Origin of the sequence: Streptomyces sp. NPDC007905 (assembly GCF_042959345.1) — a bacterium.
Classification (GTDB): Bacteria; Actinomycetota; Actinomycetes; order Streptomycetales; family Streptomycetaceae; genus Streptomyces.
In genome coordinates this window covers 1-25,417 of the sequence record NZ_JBIBKS010000024.1, presented here as the reverse complement: position 1 = coordinate 25,417, position 25,417 = coordinate 1, and the positions used below count along the sequence as shown (strand labels likewise).

The window sequence follows — 25,417 nt, the reverse complement described above, 5'->3', positions numbered from 1 at the left end:
GTGCGAACGGTCCCGCACCCGGGGGTGCGGGACCGCGGCCATCCCTCAGCCGGTCGTCACGGCGGTGTCGTCCACGACGAAGCTGGTCTGGAGCGAGGAGTCCTCGACCCCGTTGAACTTCAGCGTGACCGTCGAGCCCGCCAGCGAGGACAGGTCGAAGGACTTCTGGCTGTAGCCGGAGGCCTTGTTGAGGTTCGAGTAGGTCGCGAGGGTCTTCGAACCCGCGGTCACCGTCAGCTTGTCGTACTGGGTGCCGGTGGTGGTCTCCGAGGTGTCGATGTGCAGGTAGAAGGTCAGGGTCGCCTTGCAGCCCGCGGGGATCGTCACCGACTGGGACAGGGTGTCGGTGTGCGAGGAACCGTAGCCGTCGAGCCAGGCCTTGTAGGAACCGCCGTGGGCCGCCTCACCACTGTCGGTGGTGATGACCCCGCTGGTCGCCGTCCAGCCGGTGCTGCCCGACTCGAAGCCCGGGTTGGTCAGCAGCTGGGTCCCGGTGCAACCGCCGCCACCACCGGAGTTGACCGTCCAGCCGAAGGTCGCGGTGCCGGACGCGCCGGTGGAGTCGGTGACCGTGACGGTGGTGCTGGAGGTGCCCGCGGTGGTGGGGGTGCCGGAGATCAGACCGGTGGAGCTGTTGATCGACAGGCCGGCCGGCAGACCGGAGGCACTGTAGGTGAGCGCACCGCTGTTGGTACTGCTCGCCTGGATCTGCAGGCTGACCGCCGTGCCGACGGTGGCGGTCTGGCTGCCCGGGTTGGTGACCGTCACTCCGCTGCTGGGCGGGGTGATGTGGCTGCCGACGTTGATGCCGGCGAAGGCGTTGCCCACCCCGGCGTACTGGGTGGAGTTGGTGCCGTAGAGCGCGGCGGCCGCGTTGAGGGCGGCTGTGCGGGCGCCGGCGTAGTCGGTGCTGGACGTCATGTACGTCGTCAGCGCCTTGTACCAGATCTGCAGGGCGGCGGCCCGGCCGATGCCGGTGACGGCGACGCCGTCCGAGGTCGGGCTGTTGTAGGTGACACCGTTGATCACCTTGGTGCCGCTGCCCTCGGAGAGCAGGTAGAACATGTGGTTGGCGGGGCCCGAGGAGTAGTGCACGTCCAGGTTGCCGACCCCGGAGTACCAGCTGTCGGCGGATCCGCCGTCCTTGCTCGGCTTGTCCATGTACCGCAGCGGCGAGCCGTCGCCGTTGATGTCGATCTTCTCGCCGATGAGGTAGTCGCCGACGTCCGAGCTGTTGTTGGCGTAGAACTCCACTCCGGTGCCGAAGATGTCGGAGGTCGCCTCGTTCAGCCCGCCGGACTCACCGCTGTACTCGAGACCGGCGGTGTTGGAGGTGACGCCGTGGCTCATCTCGTGGCCGGCCACGTCCAGCGAGGTCAGGGCGTGGGTGTTGCCCGAGCCGTCGCCGTAGGTCATGCAGAAGCAGCTGTCGTCCCAGAAGGCGTTCACGTACCCGCTGCTGTAGTGGACGCGCGAGTAGGCGGCGACGCCGTCGTTCCTGATGCCGCTGCGGCCGAAGGTGTTCTTGTAGAAGTCCCAGGTCGTCTGGGCCCCGTAGGCCGCGTCCGCTCCGGCGGTCTGGGTGTGGGAACCGGACCCGGTGCCCCAGACGTCGTCGGAGTCCGTCATCAGGGTGCCGGTGCCGGAGGTGCCGTTGTTCAGGCTGTAGGTCTTGTGGCCGCCGCGCGTGGTGTCGTACAGCTGGTACGTCGAGCCGGACAGCGTGGTGCTGAGGCTCACCGTGCCGCTGTACTGGGTGTTTCCGGTGCCGGTCCTGACCGCCTGGTAGCGGTACAGCTCCTTGCCGGTGGTGGCGTCGGTGATGACGTGGAGTTGGCTGGGCGTGCCGTCGTCCTGGAGGCCGCCGACCACCGTCTCCCAGGCGAGCTTCGGTGCGCCGCTGCCGGCCCAGATCACCTTGCGGGCGCTGTCGGTGGTGGCCTTCTTGGCGTCGAGGGCCTTGGCGGCCCTGAGGGCCTTGGTCTCGGCGGCGGACTTGGCGTAGGTCGCGGTGGTGGAGGCGACCTTGATCTTGTGCTTGTTGTTGAAGGTCGTGCTCACGGTGCCCGCGGCGAGGGAGGCGGGCGGGGTGTGGACGACCAGGTCGCCGCCGAGGACGGGGAGTCCGGCGAAGGTGCGCTCGTAACGGGTGTGCAGGGTGCCGTCGTTGTCCTTGACGACGTCCCTGACGACCAGCTTCTCCTGCGCGCCGAGCCCGAGCGTGCGGGCGGTCGCCGCGGTCTTCTGCCTGGCGCTCTTGAGCAGCGCGGAGTGCTGGGCGGGCGTGAGCCCGGCCTCCAGGCCTCCGGCGCGAAGGGGGCTGGGGTGGGGGCCTGCGGGCGTGGCCGTCGCCGGGACCGACTGGATGCCGACGGCAAGGAAGGCCGCGGTGGAGACCAGTGCGGCTCCGACCGTGGCCCGTCTGCGGGGAAGACGTCTCACTCGTACTCCTCCTGCTGCGGCCGCCGGGTCGCGGCCGGTGACAGACCCGGGCAGACGGGTGTGCCGCCCGGGACGAGCTGAGCTGTGCGGGGACCGTGATCCGTGTACACACCGGGGAGGATCTGTGTGCGGGGGGAGGATTTCAGCTTTGGCCGGAACATGGCAGCCAGGTCGGGAGCATTCGAGGGTTTTCCCTATGCCGAACGGTGCGCCTGGGACGGCCCCGGTGCTTCCGCAGTGCCGTACCGGCCGGCGCGAGCGCAGGAGGCCTCGGGGTGACCACTGTGGACGACCGGGAGTCCGGGCGGTTCCGCGCGCCTGTCGGGCACGTGAGAGGTGGGAGGCTCACAGCGGCCCGGATCCGGAAGGGCCCTGGGCGGCGGTGGCCGGCGATGCGGCCGAGCAAGGTGCCACCTGACCTCCTCCACGCCAACTTGTCTAATCAAGTTCGACCTTGGTTCTTCCGCCCGACAGCGGAGACCGGTACCCATGTCCCCTTCATCGTGCACAGCCGGGCCGCAAGGCCCTCACCCTCACGACACCTCCTCAACGGGACGAGGTACCCCGCGTGGATCGGTCACGGCAGGAACCGAAGCAACTCCGGGGCCACGGACCGCTGTTCGCGCCCGCTCGCGCGGCACCTCGGCGTTTTCGCGTGGCGGTCAGGAGCGTCGCCCTGACCGGCGCGCGCGGGCCGGACGTGCCGAGGAGGGTCAGCAGGTGGACCGGGCCCCGGCCAACGGCCGTCGGCCGGCCGGTTGTTACCGTGCGTCGCGTGTCTGAATCCTCACGCGATACCGCACGGGGCGCCGGCTGGGGCCCGTCCGAACGCGGCGTCTACCAGCAGCTCATGCCCGACCACGTCGAGAAGCTGTCGTGGCTGAACCCGAGGGTCCTGTGGGCCGCCCGCAACGGTGTGCTGGCGTCGTGGTTCGGCGACCCCACGGGCCGCACCCGCAGCCGGTGGGTGGCGCGGCGGGCCGCGGCGGGGGCACCCGCCGACAAGGTGATCCGGCGGGACGTGCCGGAGCGGTTCTCCTTCATGGTCATCGGGGACACCGGCGAGGGCGACGACTCCCAGTACGCCGTCGTACCCGGGTTTCTGAAGACAGGTCAGGACACCGACTTCGCGGTGATCGCGAGCGATGTGATCTACCCCGTGGGCAGCGCCGACGACTACGGCACCAAGTTCTTCCGGCCGTACCACGACTACCCGGCGCCGATATTCGCGATACCGGGCAACCACGACTGGTACGAGGACCTCGGCGGGTTCATGCGTGTCTTCTGCGCCGGCACCCCACCCCTCGACCCCGAGCCGACACCCCGCCCACTCACCCGGGCCTGGTGGCGTGCACTGCTCTGGCACCGGGCGCGCCCGGCGGACGAGGAACGCCTGGCGGCCGCACGGAAGTCGAGGTCGGCGCCGGGGCAACGGGCCGTGCAGCCGGGGCCGTACTGGGCGATCGACGCCGGACCGGTGCGGATCGTCGGCATCGACACCGGGCTGCTGGGCACGATCGACGCCGAACAGGGCGCGTGGCTGCGCGAGGTCTCCCGGGGGCCCGAGCCGAAGATCCTGATCACCGGCTCACCCCTGTACGTGGACGGCGAGCACCACCCCTGCGCCATCGAGGGCGGTGGCACGGTCGACGACATCGTCCGGGAGCCGGACCACCACTACGTGGCCGCGATCGGCGGTGACATCCACAACTACCAGCGCTATCCGGTCGACGTGGACGGGCGCACCATTCAGTACGTGGTGGCGGGCGGCGGCGGCGCGTTCATGCACGCCACGCACACCATCCCGCGGGTGTCGGTCGCGAACGTGACCGAGCGGGAGTTCCGCTGCTATCCGCTGCGCGGCGACTCGCTGGCCTTCTACAGCCGCCTGTACGGCCGCCGCCTGCGCCTGCGCCGCTTCTTCGCCCTCAGCGAGTCCGAGGCGACGGCCGTCGTCGCCGAAAGGCTCGGCATCGAACCGGTCCGCGCGCCCGGCCCGGAGACCCGGGTCTCCCGGCGCACCCGCCTGGTCGCGAGCCTGCTGGGGGCCGGCGGGCGCCCGGACCGCACCTCCCGGTTCCGGCTGCCGGTCCACAAGATCTACAGCCAGCTGTTCTCGCCCGGCTCGGCCACCTACAGCCCGCCGTTCTTCAAGTGCTTCCTGCGCCTGGACGTCTCCCCGGAGGCGGTACGGCTGCGCTGCTTCGCCGCGACCGGCAACCGGGCCCAGGAGATCGATCCGCCGGTCGAGGACGAGGTCACCATCCCGCTGTCGTGATCACACGGTTGTCACACTCGGCTGCCAGAATCGGGCACGGTAGCGACGTACGACCGCTGGAGGAGAGTCCGTGCCGTCCACTCCCCGCCCGCTGCGCAAGCTGGGCTTCCTCACGATCGGTCTGTTCGACGCGGCCGACCCGGGCCGGGGCCACGCGTCCACGCTGGAGATCATCGAGCTGGGCGAGCGGCTGGGCTTCGACAGCGCCTGGGTCCGCCACCGTCACCTCCAGTACGGCATCTCGTCCCCGGTCGCCGTGCTGGCCGCCGCCTCCCAACGCACCCGGCGCATCGAGCTGGGCACCGCGGTGATCCCGCTGGGCTGGGAGAACCCGCTGCGTCTCGCCGAGGACCTGGCGACGGTGGACATCCTGTCCGGCGGCCGCCTGAATCCCGGCGTCAGCGTGGGCCCGCCGATGCACTTCGAGCAGGTCGGAAAGGCCCTCTACCCGGACACGGCCGACACCGAGGACTTCGGCTACGCTCGCGTGCGGCGGCTGCTGGACTTCGTGCGCGGCAAGCCGGCCACCGACTTCAGCGCGGTGGCGGGCTTCGAGGCCACGCGGCGGCAGCCGCCCATCGAATACAGCTCGGACGTGGTCCAGCCGCACTCCCCCGGCCTCGGCCGGCGGCTGTGGTACGGCGGCGGCAGCCTCGGCTCGGCGCGCTGGGCGGGCGAGCACGGCATGAACTTCCTGACCAGTAGCGTGGTCAAGGCCGAGAACACCGCCAACGCCGAGAACACCGGGGACGCGGGCCCACCGGACTTCGCCGAGATCCAGCTGTCCCACATCCGCGCGTTCCGCGCCCACCACCCCGACGGGGAGGCGGCCCGCGTCTCCCAGGGCCTGGTGGTGATCCCCACCGACTCCGCGAGCCCCGAGCAGCGCGCCAGGTACGAGGAGTACGCGGCCAGGCGCCTCCCCCGGACAACCTCCCCGCAGGGCCCGGCGCGGCTCCTCTTCGCCCCGGACCTGGTCGGCACCTCCGACGAGCTCGCCGCACGACTGCGCGTGCACGCCGCCTTCCGCGAGATCGACGAGGTCGCGTTCGCCCTGCCGTTCACCTTCGCGCACGAGGACTACGTCCAGATCCTGACGGACATGGCGACGAAGCTCGGCCCTGCCCTGGGGTGGCGGCCGGCCGGCTGACTCACCAGCGGCCCGCCTCCGTGCCGGTGACCGGCACGGACGGCCTGCCGTCCACGCCCACCGGCACGTCCCCCGCGAGCATCACCCGGTGCATGATCCGCGGGAGGCCCAGGTGGGCGTTGTCGCTCGGGGCCAGGTGGATGGTGGCCCGGTTGTCCCAGAAGGCGACGCTGCCGGGCTCCCAGCGGAACCGGACCGTGTACTCCGGCCGGACCGCCTGTTCAAGCAGCATCTGCAGCACGGCCGCGCTCTCCGGGCGCGAGACGCCGGTGATCTGTTCCAGGTAGTAGCCATTGACGAACAGCACCCGCTCGCCCGTCTCCGGGTGGACGCGGACCAGAGGGTGCACGGAGGCGACCTGGTGGTCCAGGAGGTGGCGGAGGTAGGCGTCGTCGCCGGGCCGGGGCTGGTAGCCGACGCCGAGCCGGTGCTCGGCGCGCAGTCCGTCCGCGAAGGCGCGGACCGGGGCCGACAGCCCGGCGTAGGCGGCGGCCAGGTTGGCCCAGGTGGTGTCACCGCCGTACGGCGGAACGGTCTGCGCCCGCAGGATCGTCGCGGCCGGCGGGTCCACGCGGGCGCCGTGGTCGCAGTGCCAGCCACGCAGCAGGGTGTGCCGGCGGCGCTGCAGCCACTCCTCGTGCTCCATGCCGAAGCGTCCACCGAGCTCCAGCCGGTCGGCGGTGGTCTCCACCTCCGGGAAGTCGGCCGGTGAGGCACTGCCGCGCCGGCCGAGCACAACCGGTTCCCCGAAGCGACGGGCGAAGGCGACATGCCCGGCGTGGTCCAGGCGCTGGCCGCGGAAGAACACGACCTTCCAGCGCAGCACCGCTTCCCTGATCAGGGAGACCACGGCGTCCTCGAGCGGTCCGGCGAGGTCGACACCGGTGATCTCGGCGCCGATGTGCCCCGCCACCGGCAGCACCTCGACGCCCTTGACCTGCTCCGTCCGCCCGGCCTGCTCCGCTCGGGGCCCGTCCGTCGTCATGCGCGCTCCGCTGGTCGTCCGCAGTGGCTCCAGGGAGATCGTGACACTGAGGGAGCGGCCTGGCGACAGGGCATGCGTACGGCGGCAGGGCCACGGCCCTCAGCCCGGTCGGCCCATGCCGCTCAGGGCCTGATCAGGGGCCTCGCGGAAGGGAAGCCACCGGGCCACGCGGGGCAGCTGCCTGCCCTGCTGTCCGGCCGCGCCGGGGCAGGGGCCGCGACCTGGCCTTCCGGCCGGTCAGGGTGCACCTCGGCCCGCGTCGGCGGACTGCCCGTGCCGCGCTACTGCTCGCCCTGCGGGCCTACGCCGGGCCCGACACCTGCGGAACCTGGGGCGTGGAAACGCTGGACGTGGTCAATCTGCGGCTCGGCGACATGGACACCCCGAACGAGGACTCCGTCGCCGACCAGTTCGGTGCCCTGGCGGAGCTGCGTCAGCGGGGGCTGATCCGGCACCTGGGGCGCTCACCGCCGCGTCCGTCGCGCAGTGGGAGGAGGCCCGGGCGATCGCGCCCGTGGTCACTGTCCAGAACCTGTACAGCCTGGCCAACCGGCAGGACGACGGCCTGGTGGAGCGCACCGCGGCGGAGAACATCGCTTTCGTGCCGTACTTCCCGCTGGGCGGTTTGAGCCCGTTGCAGTCCGAGGCGCTGTCGAAGGTCGCCGCGCGGCTGGGCACCTCGCCGCAACAGGTCGCCCTGGCCTGGCTGCTGCGGCGCTCGCCCACCATCGCCCTCATCCCCGGTACGTCGTCCCCTGACCAACTGCGGGAGAACATCGCCGCCGCCGCTCTGTCCCTCCCGGAGGACGCGGTCGCCGAGCTGGACGGGATCGGGAGCTGAACGGGCCGCCCCGGGGTACTCGGGGCCGTGAGGCGGACGTAGGGAAGGAGCCGCACGTGGCGACGGAGGACCGGCTGCGGACGTACCGCGGCAAGCGCGACTTCGAGCGGACCCGCGAGCCGTCGGGGAAGGCCGCCGCGGCCGCTGAGGAGCAGCCCCGGTTCGTGGTACAGATCCACGACGCGCGCCGGATGCACTTCGACTTCCGGCTGCAGGTGGGCGACGTGCTGAAGTCCTGGGCCGTCCCGAAGGGCCCGTCCACCGACCCCGGGGACAAACGGATGGCCGTGCCCACCGAGGACCATCCGCTGGAGTACGAGAACTTCGAGGGCGTGATCCCGAAGGGCGAGTACGGCGGCGGCACCGTGATCGTCTGGGACCGTGGGACGTACGAGCCGCTCAGTCACGACCGCAGGGGACGCCCGGTGGACTTCGCGGAGTCGCTGGAGAAGGGGCACGCCTCCTTCCGGTTGCACGGCTCCAAGCTGCACGGCGAGTACGCGCTCACCCGATTCCGCAGCGGTGAGGACGGGGAGGAGGCCTGGCTGCTGGTCCACAAGGGCCCCGCCCGGGCAAAGGGGCACGGCACCCCGGATCCCCGTCGGGCCCGCTCGGTGCGCACCGGACGCACTCTCGCCCAGGTCCTCGCCGACGACGGGGAGAAGTGACCTGCTGCGGCTGGAGGGTGCCGACCGGTGGACTCCCGCTGCGCGCCCGCACGTCACTGCTGCGCCGCACACTCTCCTTCCGCGCTCCGCTGCGGCTGACGCCCCATCGCAACGGGGCGGCGCGGAATTGCCGGCCGAGGCCTGTGAGCACGGCGGGAGGGACTGATCACCAAGCGGGCCGAGGGGCCGTACCGGCCGCGCCGTTCCATGGACCGGCTGAAGCTCAAGTGCGCGCGGGGGCCAGGAGTTCGTCATCGGCGGTTTCACCGAACCGGCGGGCAGCCGGCTGGGGTTGGGGGCGCTGCTGCTCGGCCACTACGAGGACGGCGGGCTGCGGTACGCGGGAAAGGTCGGCACCGGCTTCGACCGCGAGACGCTGCTCGCGCTGCGCGAGCGGCTGCGCGGACTGCGCCGGCAGAAGTCGCCCTTCACGGGGGCCGTGCGCGAGGCGGGGCCCGGTGGGTGGAGTCCGAACGGGCGCAGGTCGAGTTCACCGAGTGGACCAGGGACGGGATGTTGCGCCATCCGCGCCCCCTCGGGCTGCGCGAGGACGAGAAGCCGAGGACGTGGGTGCGGGAGCGTGCGGCCGGCTGAATCCGGATCCTCGGGTTCCGCCCCCAACGCGCCCACTGTGCCTCTATGTTCGCGGCGATGCCCGCTCGCGTCCCTGGAGGCTCCCACATGCGCACCGCACTCCGCACCGCCGTCACCGGCACGGTGACCGCCGCCACCGTCTGGACCTGCGGCACCGCCGGGGCGACCCCACCGGGGCCCGGGGTGACCGCCCGGCTCATCAGCCAGACCACCCTCGAGGGCACCGACTACACGCTGCGGGAGATCACGATCCCGCCCGGTCAGAGCACCGGATGGCACTACCATGACGGCCCGCTGTTCGGATTCGTGAAGCAGGGCACCCTCAGTCACTTCGACTCCACCTGCGCCTCGGACGGCGTGTACCGGGCCGGCGCGACGATCCAGGAGCCGTCCGGTCCCGGCAACGTCCACATCGGGCGCAACCTGGGCGACACGCCGCTCGTCCTCGACGTGCTCTACGTGCTGCCGCACGGCTCCCCGTTCTCGGAGGACGCGCCGAACCCGGGGTGCCCGTTCCAGTGATCAGGCGTCGGGCAGGGGCTGTTCCGCCCAGATCGTCTTGCCACCGGCACTCTGCCGGCTGCCCCAGCGCTGGGTGAGCCGGGGCAGCCGGCAGCAGTCCGCGGCCGCCCTCGTCGTAGGCGTGCGCACACCCCAGGTGGGTCGAGGTGTGAACTGGCGTGCGAGACCTCGCAGATGAGCGCGCGGTCGCGGATCAGACGCGGCTGGACGGGCGGTTCGCCGTAGCGGATGGCGTTGGTGACGCGTTCGCCGACGACGAGGTGGTCGCCGCGGCCGCGAGACGCTCCGCAGACGCAAGGCTGGTCCGATTGTTCCGGTGCATCGAGTGCGGAAGCGGCCCGCCTCAGCCCTTGTGGGTGCGCAGTACGGACAGCGCCCGGTCGGCGTGGGTGTTCATCCGCAGTTCGCTGCGGACGATGTCGAGCACGGTGCGGTCCTGGGCGATGACGAAGGTGACGCGCTTGGTGGGCGCGAGGGTGAAGCCCCGCTTGACTCCGAAGCGCTCGCGGACCGTCCCGTCGACGTCGGACAGCAGCGGCATGCCGAGGGTGTGCCGTCCGGCGAACTCCTGCTGCCTGTCGACGCTGTCGCCGCTGATTCCGACCGGGCGGGCGCCGACGGCGGCGAATTCCGCGGCGAGGTCGCGGAAGTGGCAGGCCTCGGCGGTGCAGCCCGGCGTCAGGGCGGCGGGGTAGAAGAAAAGCACCACCGGGCCCTCGGCCAGCAGTTCGGTGAGCCGCCGGGTGGTGCCGGTCTCGTCCGGCAGGGCGAAGTCCTCGGCCTTGTCCCCGACCTCCACACCTGCGCTCACGACCGTCCCTCCCCGTTGCGGGCCACACCGCGGGCCCACAGCACCAGGGGCAACTGGAGGGGAAGGCGGGCCAGGGCCGCGTTGCGCTGTGGCGCGGGCCGGTGCCGCCAGTCGACGGCCAGCTTCACATTGGCCGGGAAGACGCCGACGAAGAAGGCCGCGGCCGCCTTCGCGGCCACCGGGCGCGTCCGGCGCGAGGCGAGGCCGGCCGCGAGGGCCAGTTCCACGACCCCACTGCCGTACGTCCAGGCCCTGGGCGAGCCCGGCAGCGCCCGGGGGATCGTGGCATCGAACTGACGCGGGGCGGCGAAGTGGGCGACGCCGGCAGCGGCCAGCAGGCCGGCGAGCAGCAGGGGTGAGCGTTCGGACCGGGGCACGGTTCCTCCTCTGGTGACCTGCCGCCGGATATTACTCGACGGTAGACGCGCGGACGGCCGATTCGGATCGACCGGCCGGGGCCGGCCACCTCCGGCGCACGCCCCGCGCCTGCGCCGTCATGCCGTCGCCGCGGGGGCGTCGGCCTCCTGGCCGAACGGGGACGCAGGTGACGTAGCCCGACCGCCGCGGCCGCTGGACGGTCCGCGTCACAGGGGAGGCCTGTACGTCCAGCCGCTGCGCCGGCTCCCCCGGCCGGGCCGGCGCGGTTCGACATCCGGGTGCGCTCCCCGGGGCGACGCCACCGGGACGTTCACGGAGACGGGCAGGACGGTGGAACACCTCTCGACGAAGGGCCTGATGGGCTGAGCAGTCCGTCCCCGGGGACGTCCCCGGCGTCCCACGGGACGCCGGGACGGCATCCTGACGGTCCGGCACGGCAACGCTGGCTGTTGTGATCACCGTTCGTGGTCACGAGAACGACAGCCGGAGGTTTCCATGATCCGACGGACTCTCAAGGGCAGTCTGCTGGCCACGGTCGCGGTGCTCGCGTTCCTGCCCGCGGCGGCCGGGGCAGCGCCGGCGAGCGCCGCCACTACCCCGCGCCCGGCCCCCAGCGCCACGGCCCAGCACCAGACCAAGCACCGCACGCACCACACCCGGTACCGCACCCACCACGTCGGGCGCGGCACCCACCGCGTCCACCACCGCCGGCTGCACATCCGTCGCGTCCACCGCTTCACCGCCGAGGGGGTGGCCCGGGCGGTCGCGCAGGGCATGTCGTACCGCCGCACCTTCCCCACCCTCGGCCGCGTCGCCACGCGCCACGCCCGGCTGAACGTCCGCTCCGGTCCGGGCACCACCTATCGTGTGATCGGGCACCGGCACACGCGCCAGCTGCTGGCGATCACCTGCGAGACGTACGGCACCGGGGTGTTGGGCAACCACATCTGGTACCGGCTGCCCCACCACAGGGGCTACGTCGCGGCCCGCTACGTGGTCACTCACCGTGCCGTCCCCTGGTGCTGACATACCCGCAGCACCGTAACCCCTGACCACCGAAGGCCTGTTCGATGACCCCCGAACAGGCCTTCGGTACATCCGCGCCACACCTGCCTCATACCTCACCCGGTGTTGCGAATCCCGGTCTCCAGGGAAGCCATTCCGACAACAGGGGCGAAAGTGCCCATAGCGGAACGGGAGTCGAGGGACGCACGATGCGGCATCCCCAGGGATCGACCACGCCGGACGAGTCATTGGTGGCGAGACTGCGCGAACTGAAGGACGGTACGGGACTGAGCCTCGCGGCACTGGCCGCGCGCACCCCCTACAGCAAGTCGGCCTGGCACCGCTATCTGACCGGCACCAAGCGGCCACCGCGGCCCGCGGTGGAGGCGCTCAGCCGGCTGGCCGGCGCCGATCCCGCCGCAGTACTGGCCCTGTGGGAGGCGGCCGAGGAGCCGCCCGCGCCAAGTCCCCCGAGCCGGGCGGGCCGAACCGGCGCGAAGGGCCGGGCCCGCCCGCGGTGGCTTCCGCTGTCGGCGCTCGCACTGTTCGGTACGGCCGCCGCGGTGGCCGCCGCCGTCGCCGTGTCCGGACGGCCGGGCGCCCCCGCGCCCGCCGCGCAGACCCTGCTGCCCGTGCCCCGCTGCCACGCGCGCTCCTGCCAGGGCCAGTTGCCCGACGCCTCGGTGTGCGCCCGGGACGCGCAGACCAGGAGCCGGGTGACGGACCCCGCCTACGACGTCCTGCTGCGCTACTCCCCCACCTGCGGCACCGCGTGGTCGCAGGTGCGGGTGCGCTCCCCGCTGGCGCGGGAGGTGTCGGTGCGGGCCGGGCAGGACGTGCTGTCGGCGAGCTATCCGGCGGGCGACTCCGCCGGTGACACCAGCCCGATGCTCGCCGTCCGCTCGCCCCGGGGCGTGGAGGCCTGCGCCGAGGTCGACGGGAAGCTGGCGTGCACGGGTCTGGACGTCGAGCCGGCGGGCGAGGGCTGACACGGCGGGGTGCCGGGCCCGGCTGTCGGGCGCGGCACCCCGCCGGTCACCGGGCGGCGACGAGCCGCTGCTCCGCGCCGCTGCGCGCCGGCCGCCGGGCCGAGCGCAGCGCCGCGATGCCGATGACGACCGTCGACGACACACCGGCCGGCGCGAAGGCCGTGAAGCCCCGGTCGCCGTTGCCCGCGGCGAGCAAACTGGCCGCCGAGCCAGGGGCCGAAGACAGTGCCGAAGCGGCCCATGCCGGAGCTCCGGCCGACCGCGGTGGCACGGTTGTCCGGGGCTGCACACAGCGGTGTTCAGCCCCTTCGCACCTGTGCGTGCGGTCTCACCCCACGGATGGCGTGCCGTGGGGGAAGGACTCGAGGGTCTTCGGCCCCCAGGCCTGACCCTTCTTCCGCTCGGCCTCGCTCCAGGTGAGGAGCGGCCGGTCGGGGGCCAGGGCCAGCCGGGTGAGCGGGTTGCACAGCTCGATGCGGTTGCCGCCGGGCTCGTAGACGTACAGGAAGAACGTCTGCTGGATGGCGTGCCCGTGCGGACCGGTCTCGATGAACACACCGGTGTCGGTAGCCGCTCGGCGGCGGGTGAGGCCCTGCCTCACCCGCCGCCACCCGGACGCTGATCGCCCCCGCTCCCCGACCGGGCCGGAGCGCAGCGCCCGCCGGGCACCGCCGGAGCGGCTCGCCGCGCGGGAACGACGGGTCATGGCGCTGATGGCACAGGGCCGGTCCACCGAGGAGATCACGGCGCGGCTGTGCGGGTCCCCGCTGACGGTGCCCCCCCCTGTGCGCCGGGCCATGACGCGGCCCACGGCCCACCACCGTGTCCAACTCGTGTCGCTCGCCCGTCAGTCGGGACTGTGGCGGGCCGGCCCGAGGCACCGGCCGCCGGGACGGGCCCGTTCAGGGGAACCGGTGCCGAAAGGCGCGTGAGGACGGCGGGAGCGGTCGACACCTTCAGCCGTGACCGCCGTGACCCTGCCGCTCATCCCGCCGATGCTCGCCACCCCCGGCACGCTGCCGCCCGCCGCCCAGGACGAGCGGTGGGCGTACGAGACCAAGCAGGACGGCCAGCGGGTGATGGTATACCTGCCCGGCGACGGCAGCGTGCTGCTGCGCGCCCGCTCCGGCGAGGACATCACCGCCGCCTACCCCGAACTCCGGCCGCTCGGCAGCGCCCTGGGCACCACGGCCGCCGTCCTGGACGGCGAGGTGCTGGCCCTGGACGAGCAGGGGCGGGCGAACTTCCAGTTGCTGCAGAGCCGGATGGGCCTCGCCCACGCCCCGGCGCGAGCGGCACGCCGAGCCGCGCAGGTGCCGGTCCATCTGGTGCTGTTCGACGTCCCCCACCTGGAGGGGCCGCTGCTCGCGCTCCCTTATGCGCGGCGGCGGGCACGGCTGGAGGAGCTGGGCCTGGCGGGGTCGCACTGGTCGACGCCGGCCGCGGTGACCGGGCACGGCGAACAGGCGCTCCAGGCCACCCGGGAGCACGGGCTCGAGGGGCTGGTGTGCAAGCGGCTGGACTCGGTGTACGAGCCCGGGGTGCGCTCCCGCGCCTGGATCAAGATCCGCAACATGCGCAGCGAGGACGTGATCGTGGGCGGCTGGCTGCCGGGAAAGGGGCGGCTGACCGGGCTGCCCGGCGCGGTGCTGGTCGGCCAGCGCGCCGGCGGCGGGTTGCGGTACGTCGGCGGAGTGGGCACGGGCTGGAGCGAGGCGGAACGGGCCGAACTGGCGGCCCTGCTGCGGGACGCCGCGACGGACGCGTGCCCTTTCGAGCCGGTCCCGCGGATCCCGGGCGCCCGCTGGGTGCTGCCCCGGCTGGTCGGCGAGGTCAGCTACAGCACCCGGACCCGGGCCGGGATGCTGCGCCAGCCGTCGTGGCTGCGGCTGCGCCCGGACCTCAGGCCGGAGGATGCGGCGGCGGACCTGCCCGAGGGCTTCGGGTAGCTGCCGCTGTTCCGCGCGGCTTCACTCCGGTGACGCCCGTCACCTCCTGGCCGCACGGCGCCCGGCCGGCACACTGAACGCCCTTGCGCACCCCCGCTGTTGGCGGCTCGCGGTGTCCTCGCCGACCTCACACGTCCGGACCCGCGCATGGCTCGCCGCCCGTTGGCCGGTGCCGTCGTGCTCGTCGTCGCCCTCCCGGGCACCCGTTCGCCGCTCCGCCGCAGGCACTGCCCGCGAACGCCGAGCCCGCGGAACTGAGTACCTGCACACGGACCGCCTCTCCCCGACTCCCGGCCATCGCGGTCCGGCCCCGGGCCCGCTGCTGGTGGAGGCAGTCGTCGCCGAGGCCCGCGAGCTCGGCCTCTGCGAGCCCGGGGTGCAGTGGCAGCCCCGGCCCGGAACGAGGGCGCGGTGCGGTTCCACGCCCCCCCGGCCGGGCGGCGTGACCTGCTGCGGAACCGCCGTCCGGTACGCACCCCGGTCAACGCCGAGGCCTCGTCGCGCGGCCCGGACGGGAGGCGGACTCGTTCCCGTTCGCCCGGTGGCTGCGCGGCTGACATGACGAGGCATCACACCCGAGGGTCTATCGTGTCCCCATGTCCGTCCCGGAACTCATTCGCATCGTGTCCCGCGACTCACCGATGGCGCTCGCCCAGGTCGAGCGCGTACGCGCCGAGTTGGCCGTGCTCCGTCCGACGGTGCGCACCGAGGTCGTCCCCGTGAAGACCACGGGTGACAAGTGGCTCGGCGACCTGTCCAAGGTCGAGGGCAAGGGTGCGTTCACCAAGGAGGTGGACGCCGCCCTGCTGGCCGGGGCGGCGGACCTCGCGGTGCACTGCGTCAAGGACGTGCCCGCGGACCGGCCGCTGCCCGCGGGGACGGTGTTCGCCGCGTTCCTGAAGCGGGACGACATCCGTGACGCGCTGGTGCACCCGGGCGGGCTCACCCTGGACGAACTGCCGGCCGGCACCCGGATCGGCACCTCCTCGGTGCGCCGGGTCGCCCAGCTGGCCGCCACGCACCCGCACCTGGAGTGCGTGCCGTTCCGCGGCAACGCCAACCGCCGCCTGGCGAAGCTGGCCGCCGGCGAGGTGGACGCGCTGCTGCTGGCCGTGGCCGGTCTGGAGCGGATCGGCCGCCAGGACGTGATCAGCGAGGTGCTGTCACCGGAGACGATGATGCCCCCGATCGGCGCGGGCATCCTCGCCCTGCAGTGCCGGGAGGGTGACAGCGAGCTGATCGACGCGGTCAGCCGGCTCGGCGACCCCGACACGCACCGGGAGGCCACGGCCGAGCGGATGTTCCTGCATGTCCTCCAGGGGCACTGCAACAGCCCCATCGCCGGCTACGCGCGCGTCGACCGGGGCGGTGAACTGTCCTTGCGGGCGTGTGTCTTCACTCCGGACGGAAAGACGCGGCTGAACGCCCACGAGTGGGCGGGCCGGCTCGACGCGGCCACGCTCGGCACCTCGGTCGCTGTGTCGCTGCTGCGGCAGGGGGCGCGGGAGATCATCGACGGCATCCCGCACTGACCCGGTTCAGGCGCCGCCCGGCTCCGTCTGGTCCTTCAGGAAGGCGCTGACCTGGTGGGCCAGGCCGCCCTGTGCGGCGGCCGTGGGGGCGGCCGTCGCGGTCGCCTCCAGGACGCCGACGCCGCCCGCCCAGAGCCGCCGGTCGGCCCACTCCTCGTCCACGCGCAGCTGGACCTGTACGTCCACGTGCGTCAGGGCGGCCTCCGGGGCGGCCGCGTAGAGCACGGCGGTGGCCCGGCGCAGCGGATAGACGTCGAAGCCCTCGATGAACTGGGAGTTGCGCCAGTCGACGAAGGCGCCCTCCCCGTCCGGTCCGACCCGGACGTCGATCTGGCCGTCCTCCAGGTGGATGCCGTAGTGCCGCGCGCCGCGGTTCTCGACCGTCACCCGGACACTGAAGTACGTCAGCCCCGCCGCGGCGTCGTCGCGTCCGCGCGGCGGCTCGGCCGCCTCCAGACGGTGGACGCGGACCCGCAGACCGGCATACTCGTCGTACTCCTGCCAGTCCCCGACCACGTTCGGCTCGTACACAATGCCCCTCTCGACCTTCGAGAGCTGCTGTCTATCTGTGCGCTCAGCGCACTGTCAAATGAGCGGAATGCGCTGTGGCCAGGGGGTTCGCCCGCTTTGATCGGTGATCAAGCGCTGCGCAGGAAGAATCCCGGGACCGGGCTCCCGGGCCGGGTGCGGGTGCGTGCCGCACATCACGTCCGGGACAAGATCAGCGGGCCAGCCGGCCGAGCAGCGAGGAGGCCGCGGCGATACCCAGGGCGGCGGCCACCGCCAGGACGCCGAAGTCGGCCGCGAGGTGCGCGGGCGTGCCGAGCAGCAGACCGCGCAGGGCGTCGACCTGATAGCTGAGCGGGTTGACCTTGCTGACGGCCTGGAGCCAGCCCGGCATCACCGAGACGGGGTACAGGGCGTTGGAGCCGAAGAACAGCGGCATCGTGATCGCCTGGCCGAAGCCCATGAGCCGGTCGCGGCTGAGGACGATGCCCGCGATGGTCATCGACAGGCAGGAGAAGAACGCGGAGGCGAGGACCACGGCCGCGGCGACGCCGAGCAGCTTCAGCGGGTTCCAGGTGAGGGCGACACCGAGCAGGGCGGCGATGACGATCACGACGACGGCCTGGATCAGCGACTTCACTCCGGCCGCAAAGGCCTTGCCGGTGATCAGCGCCGAGCGTGGGGTCGGGGTGACGAGGAGCTTGTTCAGGATGCCCGCGTCCCGCTCCCAGATGATCTGGATGCCGTAGAAGATCGCCACGAACATCGCGGACTGGGCGATGATGCCGGGCGCCAGGTAGTCGATGTAGGGGATGCCCCCGGTCGGTATCGCCCGGATCCGGGTGAAGGTCTGCCCGAAGATCAGCAGCCACAGGGCGGGCTGGACCGCCCTGGTGTACAGCTCGGTGCGGTCGTGGCGCAGCTTCTGCAGTTCGACGGCGCACATCGCGGCCACCCGGGCGGGCAGCAGCCGCCAGCCGGCGCGCGGCCGGGGCGGGCTGAGCAGCAGGGCGGTGCCGTTCTGTGGGGCCTCAGCCGACGCGGTGTGCGGTGCGGCGGGTGCTTCGGACATCGCGGAAACCTCCTCCTGACTGGTCCTGCAGACCGCTGCCGGCGACGTCCCGGAAGACGTCCTCCAGCGTGGGCAGGGCGTCGGTGCCCCGGCGCTCGGCGAGCCCCTGCCGCAGCTCGGCCGGGGTGCCCAGGGCGCGGACGCGGCCGCGGTGCATCAGGCCGACCCGGTCGCAGTACTGGTCGGCCTCGTCCATGTAGTGAGTGGTGACCAGGACGCTCATGCCGGTGGCGGCGCGGACGGCGTTGATGTGCTCCCAGACGCCGGTGCGGGCGATCGGGTCCAGGCCGATGGTGGGCTCGTCCAGGATCAGCAGCCGGGGCGCGCTGACCAGCGCCTGGGCGAGTTCGAGCCGGCGGACCATGCCGCCGGAGTAGGTGCCGGCGAGCCGGTCGGCGGCGTCGGCGAGGCCGACGGCTGCCAGGGCCTGGCGGACGCGCTCGGCGCGCTCGCGGCGGGGCACGTCGAAGACCCGGGCGAACAGGGCCACGTTCTCCCGTCCGGTGAGTCCGCTGTCGGCGGACAGCTGCTGCGGGACGTAGCCGAGGAGGCGGCGCACCGCCATGCGCTCCCTGGCCGCGTCGTGCCCGAAGACCCGGACCGTGCCGGCCGGCACCGGCAGGAGCGTGGTGATGCAGCGGATGGCGGTGGTCTTGCCGGCGCCGTTGGGGCCGAGCAGTCCGAACACCTCGCCCTCGTGGACGACGAGGTCGAGTCCGTCGACCGCGTTGGTGTCCCCGAAGGCGTAGGCGAGGCGGGTGCAGGCGACGGCTTCGGCGGGCTGGGCGGGGGTGTCGCTCGTCATGTCTCCTCGGCCTCCTCGTGCAGGGTGAGGGCCAGCTTGCGCAGGGCCGGGAGCGCCGTGCGCAGGGCCTCACGGTCGGCCTCGTCCAACCGTGCCACGTGGCGGCCGACCAGTTCGGCCCGGCGGCGCTGCCAGTCCCCGAGCCGCTTCTCGGCGGTCTCGGTGAGCCGCAGGCGGGCGGCGCGCCGGTCGGCCGGGTCGGTCTCCCGGATCAGGTAGCCGTCCCGCGCGAGCTGATTCACCAGGGTCGACACGGAGTTGCCCGCCAGGTGCAGTGCCCTGGCGGCGTCCGAGATGCCGATGCCGGGCCGACCCTCGACCAGCCGCAGCAGTTCCACCTCGGCACCGCGCAGCCGCGGGACGGTCAGCCCGCCGCGCAGCCGGCGCCGGATCAGCCGCTGGATCCCCACAAGAGCGTCGGCCAGGGCTTCGGGGAATTCGGCTTCCACACCTGAAGATTACCTCTGCTACAGAGGTATTGCTTCCCCAAAAGGAGGTCAAGGGGCGCGTCCGAATGCGGCCCTTAAGAACCAGATTGTTTTGTTATGTCAGTGAGCGGGAATCTGCTGGTATGTGCTTCGGACAGGAGGCACGTCCGTGGGAGCCGGCTCCGACCGGGCGCCCCGGTGTCCTTTCGTCCGAGCGCACCTCCCGCGGTGTCTGTCGATCCAGCACCTGCTGAGAGAGGTGCGCGCGATGCCTGTCACCGGCAGGACGAAGCCTCACCCCCATGACGACGCTCCCGACACGCGCGAGACCTTCGAGCGGCTCGCGCAGCTGCCCGACGGGCCCGGGCGCCAGGCGCTCCGGGACGAACTGGTCCGGCTCTGGCTGCCCATGGCCGAGCGGATCGCGGTACGGTTCCGCGGCCGCGGGGAGTCCCTGGAGGACCTGTACCAGGTGGCCGCACTCGGCCTGGTGAAGGCCGTCGACCACTACGACCCGGCCCGCGGACGCGCGTTCGAGGCGTATGCGGTGCCCACCATCACCGGTGAGGTCAAGCGCCACTTCCGCGACCACATGTGGACCCTGCACGTGCCGCGCCGGGTGCAGGACCTGCGCAACCGGGTCCGCGGTGCGGTCAAGGAACTGGCGCAGACCACGCCCGGCCGGGCGCCGACAGTCGCCGAGATCGCAGCGCACACGCGACTCAGCGAGGACGAGGTGCGCACCGGCATGGAGGCCCTGGAGTGCTTCTCCGCACTGTCCCTGGACGCCGAGGTTGCCGGGACGGAGGGGTACGCGCTCGGGGACTCGCTCGGCGAGTCGGACCCCGGCTTCGACCTGGTGGTCGACCGCGCGGCGGTCAAGCCGTGCCTGGAGGCGCTGCCCGAACGCGAGCGCACCATTCTCTACCTGCGGTTCTTCGGCGGGATGACGCAGAGCCGGATCGCCCAGCAGCTGGGCATCTCGCAGATGCACGTCTCCCGGCTGCTCAGCGGCTGCTTCGACCGGCTGCGCGAGGAACTGCTCGCGGAAACCCGTTGAGCCTCAGTCCCGCGAGCCCGGACGGTCTCGCGACGTGCCGGGTCGCTCCTCGTGGGTGGCGTCGTCTGCGATGTCGTCGACGACGGGGATCGCCTCGGCGGTTCCGGGGACCTGGGTGGGCCCGTAACGGTCCAGGGCGTCCTCCAGCTGGGCACCGATCTCGGGCGGTATGTCACCCCGGCGCCCCCAGATGACGATCAGCTCCGCGATGTTGCGCAGCTTGATGTTCGTGTGCTGGGACACCTCCTTCAGCACCTCCCAGCCCGCGTCCGGGGTCACCCGGCCGAGGGCGACCATCATCCCGATGGCCTGATCCACCACGGCATGGGAAGCCACGGCCTCCTTCAACTGCGCGACTTCCGCCTGCAGCTCGAGGATCCGCTCCGCTTCGCTCTCTGCCATGTATCCATCCTGCTCACCCGCCTGGCCCCGCGCCACTGGGGTACTCGACAGGCATTCCACCCCGATCCGGTTGGACACTGGTACAAGAACCGGTGGCCCCCCGGCCCCGAGACCAGGACGCGACTGCCATGAACGATGACACGCCTGCCAGCGGTGGACCGAGGACGAGGGACGTCGTCTCGACACACTCCGTCTTCGGCGCCCCGTGCTGGGTGAGCCTCACCAGCCGTGACCTGGAAGCCACCCAGGACTTCTACTCGGCTCTGCTCGGCTGGCGGTGGCGCGGTGCCAAACTCGGCGAGCACTTCCGGATCGCGCTGGCGAACGGGGTGCCGGTGGCCGGGATCGCCGCGGTCGCCTCGATGTGGCAGATGGCGGTGGCCTGGACGCCGTACTTCGCGGTCCCGGACGCCGACGTGGCCGTGGCGCGGGCCCGGGAGCGCGGCGGCACGGCGGCGGTCGGGCCGCTGTCCTTCCCCCCGGGACGGGCCGCCCTGCTCGCCGACCGCGACGGGGCCACCTTCGGGATCTGGCAGGGCGAACTGGTCTCCAACTGGGAGACGTGGCGGCGGGCGGCCCCGACCTTCATCCGGCTGCACACCCGTAACGCCTTCGACTCCGCGATCTTCTACGGCGAGATCCTCGGCTGGGCCTCCGGCACACCGGGCTGCTGCGAAGTCGAGTACGAGGCCGGTGAGGTGGTGCTGCGCAGCGGTGGCGACGTGGTCGCGCGCATCGACTCCGGCGCGGTGGAGGCGGCCCCGGACCCCTCCGTGCGGCCGCACTGGCAAGTCCACTTCGCGGTGGACGACGTCCCCGGCTGCGCCCGGTCCGCCGAGAAGCACGGCGGCAGTGTCCTGAGCGAGAACGAGACGGAGGCGATCCTGCGGGATCCGGACGGCGCTCAGTTCACGGTCACGTCCCGCACCCCGCGCTGACGGGGTGCGGCCGGCCTGGCCGATGCGTCCCTTCGAGGACTCCGGCACGGCGCCGGGTCCCCGCAGCATGTGCTGCGGGGACCCGGCGCCGTGGTGCGAAGGGCCGCCGGCTATCGACCGCTGCGGGACGGCCGGGACAGCAGGACCAGGCTGCGGGCCTCCACCCGCAGCCGGGTGGAGGCCTTGCGTTCGCGCTCGTCGGGCGTGCCCTCCGGATCGGCGGTGTCGATCAGGGTCGTCCAGCGTTCGCCGAAGGAGTCGTCGGGCAGGCGGAAGTCGACGGGTTCCCAGTAGCCGTTCAGCAGCAGCAGGAAGGAGTCGTCGATCACGCGCCGGCCGTAGGCGTCGCGCTCGGCGATCGCGTCGCCGTTGAGGAACATGCCGACCGAGTGGGCGTCGCCGCGCTGCCAGTCCCGGTCCGTCATCTCGCGGGCGTCGGGCCGCAACCACATCAGGTCGGGCAGCGGCTGCTTGGCGTTGGTCGCGGTCTCGCCGCGGAAGAAGCGGCGTCGGCGCAGCACGGGATGCCCGGCGCGCAGGTTGATCACGTAGCGGGTGAAGTCGGCGAGGGTGCGCTGGTCGTCCGTCAGGTCCCAGTCCACCCAGGAGATCTCGTTGTCCTGGCAGTAGGCGTTGTTGTTGCCGCGCTGGGTGCGGCCCAGTTCGTCGCCGTGGCAGAGCATCGGGATGCCCTGCGACAGCAGCAGTGTGGCCAGCAGGTTGCGCTGCTGGCGGGCGCGCAGTTCGAGGACGGCCGGGTCGCCGGCGTCACCCTCGGCACCGCAGTTCCAGGACCGGTTCGCGCTCTCGCCGTCCCGGTTGCCCTCGCCGTTGGCCTCGTTGTGCTTGTCGTTGTACGACACGAGGTCGCGCAGCGTGAAACCGTCGTGTGCGGTGACGAAGTTGACGCTGGCGCGCGGTCGGCGCCGGCTGTGCTGGTACAGGTCCGAGGACCCGGTCAGCCGGGAGGCGAACTCCCCGAGCGAACCCGGTTCCGTCCGCCAGAAGTCCCGGACGGCGTCCCGGTAGCGGCCGTTCCACTCCGACCACAGCGGCGGGAAGTTGCCCACCTGGTAGCCGCCCTCGCCCACGTCCCAGGGCTCGGCGATGAGCTTGACGCGGCTGATCACCGGGTCCTGCTGGATCAGGTCGAAGAACGCCGACAGCCGGTCCACCTCGTGGAACTGGCGGGCCAGCGTGGCCGCGAGGTCGAAGCGGAAGCCGTCGACGTGCATCTCGGTGACCCAGTACCGCAGCGAGTCCATGATCAGCTGCAGCACGTAGGGGTGCCGCATCAGCAGGCTGTTGCCGGTACCGGTGGTGTCGTAGTAGTGCCCCCAGTCGCCGTCGACCAGGCGGTAGTAGGAGGCGTTGTCGATGCCCCGGAACGACAGCGTAGGGCCCATCTCGTTGCCCTCGGCGGTGTGGTTGTAGACCACGTCGAGGATCACCTCGAGGCCGGCCGCGTGCAGCGCCTTCACCATGGCCTTGAACTCGTTGACCTGCTGACCCCGGCTGCCGAACGCGGCGTAGCCGTTGTGCGGGGCGAAGAAGCCGATGGTGTTGTAACCCCAGTAGTTGGCCAGGCCCCGGTCCTGCAGGACGCCGTCCTGGACGAACTGGTGGACCGGCATCAGTTCGACCGCGGTGATGCCGAGCGAGGTCAGGTGCTCGAGGACCGCGGGATGGGCCAGGCCCGCGTAGGTGCCGCGCAGCCGCTCGGGGACCTTTGGGTGGGTGCGGGTCAGGCCGCGCACATGGGCCTCGTAGATGACGGAGTCGGCGTACGCCCGCCGCGGCGGGCGGTCGTCGCTCCAGTCGAAGTACGGGTCGGTGACCACACCCAGCATCGAGTGCCCGGCGCTGTTGCCCGGAGAGGGGCCGTCGTCCGCGCGCTCGTAGAGGGAGGCGTGGTTGTCGATCTGGCCGTCCACTGCCTGCGCGTACGGGTCGAGCAGCAGCTTGGCCGGGTTGCACCGGTGACCGAGGGACGGCTGCCAGGGGCCGTGCACGCGGTAGCCGTAGCGCTGTCCCGGACCCACACCGGGCAGGTACGCGTGCCAGACGAATCCGTCGACCTCGTGCAGCGGGACGGGGGTCTCGGTGCCGGCGTCGTCCACCAGGATCAGCTCGACCCGCTCCGCGACCTCGCTGAACAGGGCGAAGTTGGTGCCCTGCCCGTCGAAGGCGGCACCCAACGGGTAGGGGTGCCCGCTCCACACGGGCACCCCTTTGCGGGACTTCCGGGCCGTCACCGGGCGCCCTCCAGAACGTCGTCCACGGCGGTCGCCGGGGCGGCCAGAGCCGCCACCGGGAGCTCGCGGGGCACTTGGAGCCCCTCGCTCAGGCTCGGCGCCGGGGCGGTCGGGACCAACGGGACGCGCTGGCCGGCACGGGCGCGCTGCGAGAACCAGATGATCTTGCTGCCGGTCTCCGAGGCACAGCAGCCCCAGCCGTCGCTCATGGCGGCGATGTTGGCGAGGCAGGCCCGCAGGTCCTGGTCGGGGCGCAGGTCGCGGTCGTCGCCGCCGACGGCGGTGATGAGGTGTTGTCCGTTCCACCACATCTCGATCGACGTGTTCTTGTCCGTGGCGTGCTCGTCGATGGCCCGCAACAGCAGTTCGGCGCCGCGGCAGACGGGGTCCACGAGGTTCTCGAGGTCCCAGTAGCGGAGATGGGCGGCCAGGATGCGGCTGACCTGTCCCACCCGTTCCGGGCTGACTTCCACGTCCAGGTGGTAGTAGCAGGGCACTGCGGTCTTCATCGTCGCTAGCTCCTCACCGGCGAAGCTCTCGCTCCCCTCGCCCCGTCCGGGAGGGATCCCGGACACCGAGCGTGAGCGTTGATCGCTTCTGAGTCACATCCACAGTGGGCCCACTACGCCATTCGTGCAACACGAGTCTCTCGAACGGCCGGATGGTTGAAGTTCTAACAGGACGTTGTGTGCCTGGACGTGCACCATGAGTGAAAGCCTCGATCGCCGTAACGGTGCCGTGCCCACCCCTGCGCGGACACCACCCGACCGTCGGGAACGCGCCCAGTCGAGAGCGTGGAAGGTGAAGAGGGTCATGCTGCTACCCGCCAAGGCCGAAGTGGCCCGGCAGTTGCGGCGTTACCGGGCGTGGGAGCGCGTGATGCTCGCCTCGCCCCACGACCGCACGGTCCGGGCCACTTTCGAGGACTCGGGCTACACCTTGTGCGTGCTGATGGGAAAGCGCTGCGCCCGGGAGGCAGCGGACGCGGCTGAGCGCTATCTGCGCTCGAGCCTGGCCGGCTACCTGCGCGAGCAGGACGGGCGGCCGCAGCAGGATCGCGCGGCCCGGCGGGCACCACCACCGGAGCGGCGTTCCACGGCGTCAAGCCCCTGACCTGGCACCGTATGCGGCGTTCCAGACGGGCGGCAGCAGCCGAACCGTTTCTCGGATCACGAAGCCGGCCCGGGGCCCGGCTTCGCGCACGGCGGAGGTGAGATCCATGCGCAGGACCCCGGCCATCGGCCGCGTACCGGTACGTGACATCCGGCCGGCCGTGGAGTGCGGCAGGCGCCCGGTGAAGGCGGTGGCCGGGGAGACGTTCCAGGTCACGGCCACCGTGTTCCGTGAGGGGCACGACGCCGTCGGTGCCAACGTGGTCCTGCGGGATCCGGCGGGCCGCCGGGGCCCCTGGACGCCGATGCGCGAACTGTCGCCGGGCAGCGACCTCTGGGGGGCGGATGTCACTGCGGACGTCACCGGCCGCTGGACCTTCCGTGTCGAGGCCTGGAGCCATCCGCTGGCCACCTGGCGGCACACCGCCTCCGTCAAGGTGCCGGCGGGCATCGACACCGGCCTGGTCCTGGAAGAGGGTGCCGACCTCTACGAGCGTGCGGCCGCCGGAGTGCCCAAGGGAGCGGAGCGCGACCTGGTCCTGGCCGCCGCGCGTGCCCTCGGCGACGACACCCTGTCGGTGCACCACCGCCTGAAGGCCGCACTGTCACCGGAGGTGGACGAGGTACTGGCCCGTTTCCCGCTGCGGGAGTTGGTCACCGCCTCCGAGGCGATGCCGCTGCTGGTGGAGCGGGA

General features: G+C 72.2%; 25 protein-coding genes and 4 pseudogenes. 15 read left to right on the top strand and 14 right to left on the bottom strand.

Features of this window, described 5'->3' with window-relative positions; all coding sequences use genetic code 11:
* Positions 1-45: 45 nt before the first annotated feature.
* Entirely contained in the window at positions 46-2,442 is a 2,397-nt protein-coding gene (locus ACFZDC_RS33455) for a M4 family metallopeptidase (RefSeq protein ID WP_391329678.1), read from the bottom strand.
* A 775-nt stretch (positions 2,443-3,217) separates the two neighbouring features.
* On the opposite strand from ACFZDC_RS33455, the gene ACFZDC_RS33450 reads away from it, so the two are divergent.
* Positions 3,218-4,720 (top strand): metallophosphoesterase, encoded by a 1,503-nt coding sequence (locus tag ACFZDC_RS33450; RefSeq protein ID WP_391329677.1) that lies wholly within the window; start codon positions 3,218-3,220, stop codon positions 4,718-4,720.
* Between the two features lie 70 nt (positions 4,721-4,790).
* Positions 4,791-5,870, top strand: coding sequence for an LLM class flavin-dependent oxidoreductase (locus ACFZDC_RS33445; RefSeq protein ID WP_391329676.1), 1,080 nt, complete (start codon positions 4,791-4,793; stop codon positions 5,868-5,870).
* Position 5,871: 1 nt separating this feature from the next.
* Here ACFZDC_RS33445 and ACFZDC_RS33440 read toward each other — a convergent pair whose 3' ends face one another.
* Positions 5,872-6,855: a TauD/TfdA family dioxygenase gene (locus ACFZDC_RS33440; RefSeq protein WP_391329674.1), complete on the bottom strand. Its 984-nt coding sequence runs from the start codon at positions 6,853-6,855 to the stop codon at positions 5,872-5,874.
* 514 nt (positions 6,856-7,369) lie between these two features.
* Here ACFZDC_RS33440 and ACFZDC_RS33435 point away from each other — a divergent pair.
* From ACFZDC_RS33435 to ACFZDC_RS33420, 4 genes and pseudogenes are all read left to right on the top strand, one after another.
* A complete protein-coding gene (locus ACFZDC_RS33435; RefSeq protein WP_391329672.1) occupies positions 7,370-7,696 on the top strand; it encodes an aldo/keto reductase in 327 nt (108 codons plus the stop codon).
* A 56-nt stretch (positions 7,697-7,752) separates the two neighbouring features.
* A complete protein-coding gene (locus tag ACFZDC_RS33430; RefSeq protein WP_391329670.1) occupies positions 7,753-8,364 on the top strand; it encodes a DNA polymerase ligase N-terminal domain-containing protein in 612 nt (203 codons plus the stop codon).
* 292 nt (positions 8,365-8,656) lie between these two features.
* A pseudogene (locus ACFZDC_RS33425) lies at positions 8,657-8,958 on the top strand (hypothetical protein).
* 87 nt (positions 8,959-9,045) lie between these two features.
* Positions 9,046-9,480 (top strand): cupin domain-containing protein, encoded by a 435-nt coding sequence (locus ACFZDC_RS33420; protein WP_391329668.1) that lies wholly within the window; start codon positions 9,046-9,048, stop codon positions 9,478-9,480.
* Here the strand turns inward: ACFZDC_RS33420 and ACFZDC_RS33415 are convergent.
* From ACFZDC_RS33415 to ACFZDC_RS33405, 3 genes and pseudogenes are all read right to left on the bottom strand, one after another.
* Positions 9,481-9,740: pseudogene (locus tag ACFZDC_RS33415) on the bottom strand (ATP-binding protein); the annotation flags it as partial.
* An 83-nt stretch (positions 9,741-9,823) separates the two neighbouring features.
* On the bottom strand, positions 9,824-10,291 hold the full coding sequence (locus ACFZDC_RS33410; protein WP_391329666.1) for a redoxin domain-containing protein: 468 nt from the start codon (positions 10,289-10,291) through the stop codon (positions 9,824-9,826).
* Positions 10,288-10,668, bottom strand: coding sequence for a DoxX family protein (locus tag ACFZDC_RS33405; RefSeq protein ID WP_391329664.1), 381 nt, complete (start codon positions 10,666-10,668; stop codon positions 10,288-10,290). The genes ACFZDC_RS33410 and ACFZDC_RS33405 overlap by 4 nt, the downstream gene beginning before the upstream one ends.
* A gap of 496 nt (positions 10,669-11,164) precedes the next feature.
* Here ACFZDC_RS33405 and ACFZDC_RS33400 point away from each other — a divergent pair, with 496 nt between their 5' ends.
* Positions 11,165-11,695 carry a hypothetical protein gene (locus tag ACFZDC_RS33400; RefSeq protein ID WP_391329663.1) on the top strand — a complete coding sequence of 177 codons (531 nt, stop codon included), beginning with the start codon at positions 11,165-11,167 and terminating at the stop codon, positions 11,693-11,695.
* Between the two features lie 188 nt (positions 11,696-11,883).
* The gene (locus tag ACFZDC_RS33395) at positions 11,884-12,663 is read left to right on the top strand and encodes a DUF2690 domain-containing protein (RefSeq protein ID WP_391329661.1); all 780 of its coding nucleotides are present in this window, start codon (positions 11,884-11,886) and stop codon (positions 12,661-12,663) included.
* 46 nt (positions 12,664-12,709) lie between these two features.
* Here ACFZDC_RS33395 and ACFZDC_RS33390 read toward each other — a convergent pair whose 3' ends face one another.
* Entirely contained in the window at positions 12,710-12,859 is a 150-nt protein-coding gene (locus ACFZDC_RS33390; protein ID WP_391329660.1) for a hypothetical protein, read from the bottom strand.
* A 132-nt stretch (positions 12,860-12,991) separates the two neighbouring features.
* A pseudogene (locus tag ACFZDC_RS33385) lies at positions 12,992-13,234 on the bottom strand (catechol 2,3-dioxygenase); the annotation flags it as partial.
* Between ACFZDC_RS33385 and ACFZDC_RS33380 the strand changes: the two are divergent.
* The 3 genes from ACFZDC_RS33380 (at position 13,185) to hemC (ending at position 16,144) form a co-directional block, all read left to right on the top strand.
* Positions 13,185-13,595 (top strand): LuxR C-terminal-related transcriptional regulator, encoded by a 411-nt coding sequence (locus tag ACFZDC_RS33380; protein ID WP_391329657.1) that lies wholly within the window; start codon positions 13,185-13,187, stop codon positions 13,593-13,595. The pseudogene ACFZDC_RS33385 and the gene ACFZDC_RS33380 overlap by 50 nt on opposite strands.
* 39 nt (positions 13,596-13,634) lie before the next feature.
* Complete coding sequence (locus ACFZDC_RS33375; protein ID WP_391329863.1) at positions 13,635-14,612, top strand: ATP-dependent DNA ligase; 978 nt, start codon at positions 13,635-13,637, stop codon at positions 14,610-14,612.
* A 596-nt stretch (positions 14,613-15,208) separates the two neighbouring features.
* Positions 15,209-16,144 (top strand): hydroxymethylbilane synthase, encoded by a 936-nt coding sequence (gene hemC / locus ACFZDC_RS33370; protein WP_391329655.1) that lies wholly within the window; start codon positions 15,209-15,211, stop codon positions 16,142-16,144.
* A 6-nt stretch (positions 16,145-16,150) separates the two neighbouring features.
* Here hemC and ACFZDC_RS33365 read toward each other — a convergent pair whose 3' ends face one another.
* The 4 genes from ACFZDC_RS33365 to ACFZDC_RS33350 all read right to left on the bottom strand — a co-directional run bounded on the left by ACFZDC_RS33365 (position 16,151) and on the right by ACFZDC_RS33350 (position 18,977).
* On the bottom strand, positions 16,151-16,675 hold the full coding sequence (locus ACFZDC_RS33365; RefSeq protein ID WP_391329653.1) for a hypothetical protein: 525 nt from the start codon (positions 16,673-16,675) through the stop codon (positions 16,151-16,153).
* Positions 16,676-16,865: 190 nt separating this feature from the next.
* Positions 16,866-17,723, bottom strand: a complete 858-nt coding sequence (locus tag ACFZDC_RS33360) for an ABC transporter permease (RefSeq protein ID WP_391329651.1) — start codon at positions 17,721-17,723, stop codon at positions 16,866-16,868.
* Positions 17,683-18,528, bottom strand: coding sequence for an ATP-binding cassette domain-containing protein (locus ACFZDC_RS33355; RefSeq protein WP_391329649.1), 846 nt, complete (start codon positions 18,526-18,528; stop codon positions 17,683-17,685). The genes ACFZDC_RS33360 and ACFZDC_RS33355 overlap by 41 nt, the downstream gene beginning before the upstream one ends.
* The gene (locus ACFZDC_RS33350) at positions 18,525-18,977 is read right to left on the bottom strand and encodes a MarR family transcriptional regulator (protein ID WP_391329647.1); all 453 of its coding nucleotides are present in this window, start codon (positions 18,975-18,977) and stop codon (positions 18,525-18,527) included. Before ACFZDC_RS33350 ends, ACFZDC_RS33355 begins: the two co-directional genes overlap by 4 nt.
* Before the next feature lie 247 nt (positions 18,978-19,224).
* Here ACFZDC_RS33350 and ACFZDC_RS33345 point away from each other — a divergent pair, with 247 nt between their 5' ends.
* Positions 19,225-20,016 (top strand): SigB/SigF/SigG family RNA polymerase sigma factor, encoded by a 792-nt coding sequence (locus ACFZDC_RS33345; RefSeq protein ID WP_391329645.1) that lies wholly within the window; start codon positions 19,225-19,227, stop codon positions 20,014-20,016.
* A gap of 102 nt (positions 20,017-20,118) precedes the next feature.
* Here ACFZDC_RS33345 and ACFZDC_RS33340 read toward each other — a convergent pair.
* Positions 20,119-20,418: pseudogene (locus ACFZDC_RS33340) on the bottom strand (ANTAR domain-containing protein); the annotation flags it as partial.
* Between the two features lie 128 nt (positions 20,419-20,546).
* Between ACFZDC_RS33340 and ACFZDC_RS33335 the strand changes: the two are divergent.
* Positions 20,547-21,356: a VOC family protein gene (locus ACFZDC_RS33335; protein WP_391329643.1), complete on the top strand. Its 810-nt coding sequence runs from the start codon at positions 20,547-20,549 to the stop codon at positions 21,354-21,356.
* Positions 21,357-21,466: 110 nt separating this feature from the next.
* On the opposite strand, the gene glgX is transcribed toward ACFZDC_RS33335, so the two are convergent.
* On the bottom strand, positions 21,467-23,611 hold the full coding sequence (glgX, locus tag ACFZDC_RS33330; RefSeq protein WP_391329641.1) for a glycogen debranching protein GlgX: 2,145 nt from the start codon (positions 23,609-23,611) through the stop codon (positions 21,467-21,469).
* Positions 23,608-24,120 carry a pep a2 gene (locus ACFZDC_RS33325; protein ID WP_391329640.1) on the bottom strand — a complete coding sequence of 171 codons (513 nt, stop codon included), beginning with the start codon at positions 24,118-24,120 and terminating at the stop codon, positions 23,608-23,610. The genes glgX and ACFZDC_RS33325 overlap by 4 nt, the downstream gene beginning before the upstream one ends.
* A 304-nt stretch (positions 24,121-24,424) precedes the next feature.
* Here ACFZDC_RS33325 and ACFZDC_RS33320 point away from each other — a divergent pair, with 304 nt between their 5' ends.
* Both ACFZDC_RS33320 and ACFZDC_RS33315 read left to right on the top strand, forming a co-directional pair.
* Positions 24,425-24,724: a DUF5133 domain-containing protein gene (locus ACFZDC_RS33320; protein WP_391329639.1), complete on the top strand. Its 300-nt coding sequence runs from the start codon at positions 24,425-24,427 to the stop codon at positions 24,722-24,724.
* Between the two features lie 106 nt (positions 24,725-24,830).
* A partial coding sequence (locus ACFZDC_RS33315) for a maltotransferase domain-containing protein (protein ID WP_391329637.1) occupies positions 24,831-25,417 on the top strand: 587 nt, incomplete at its 3' end.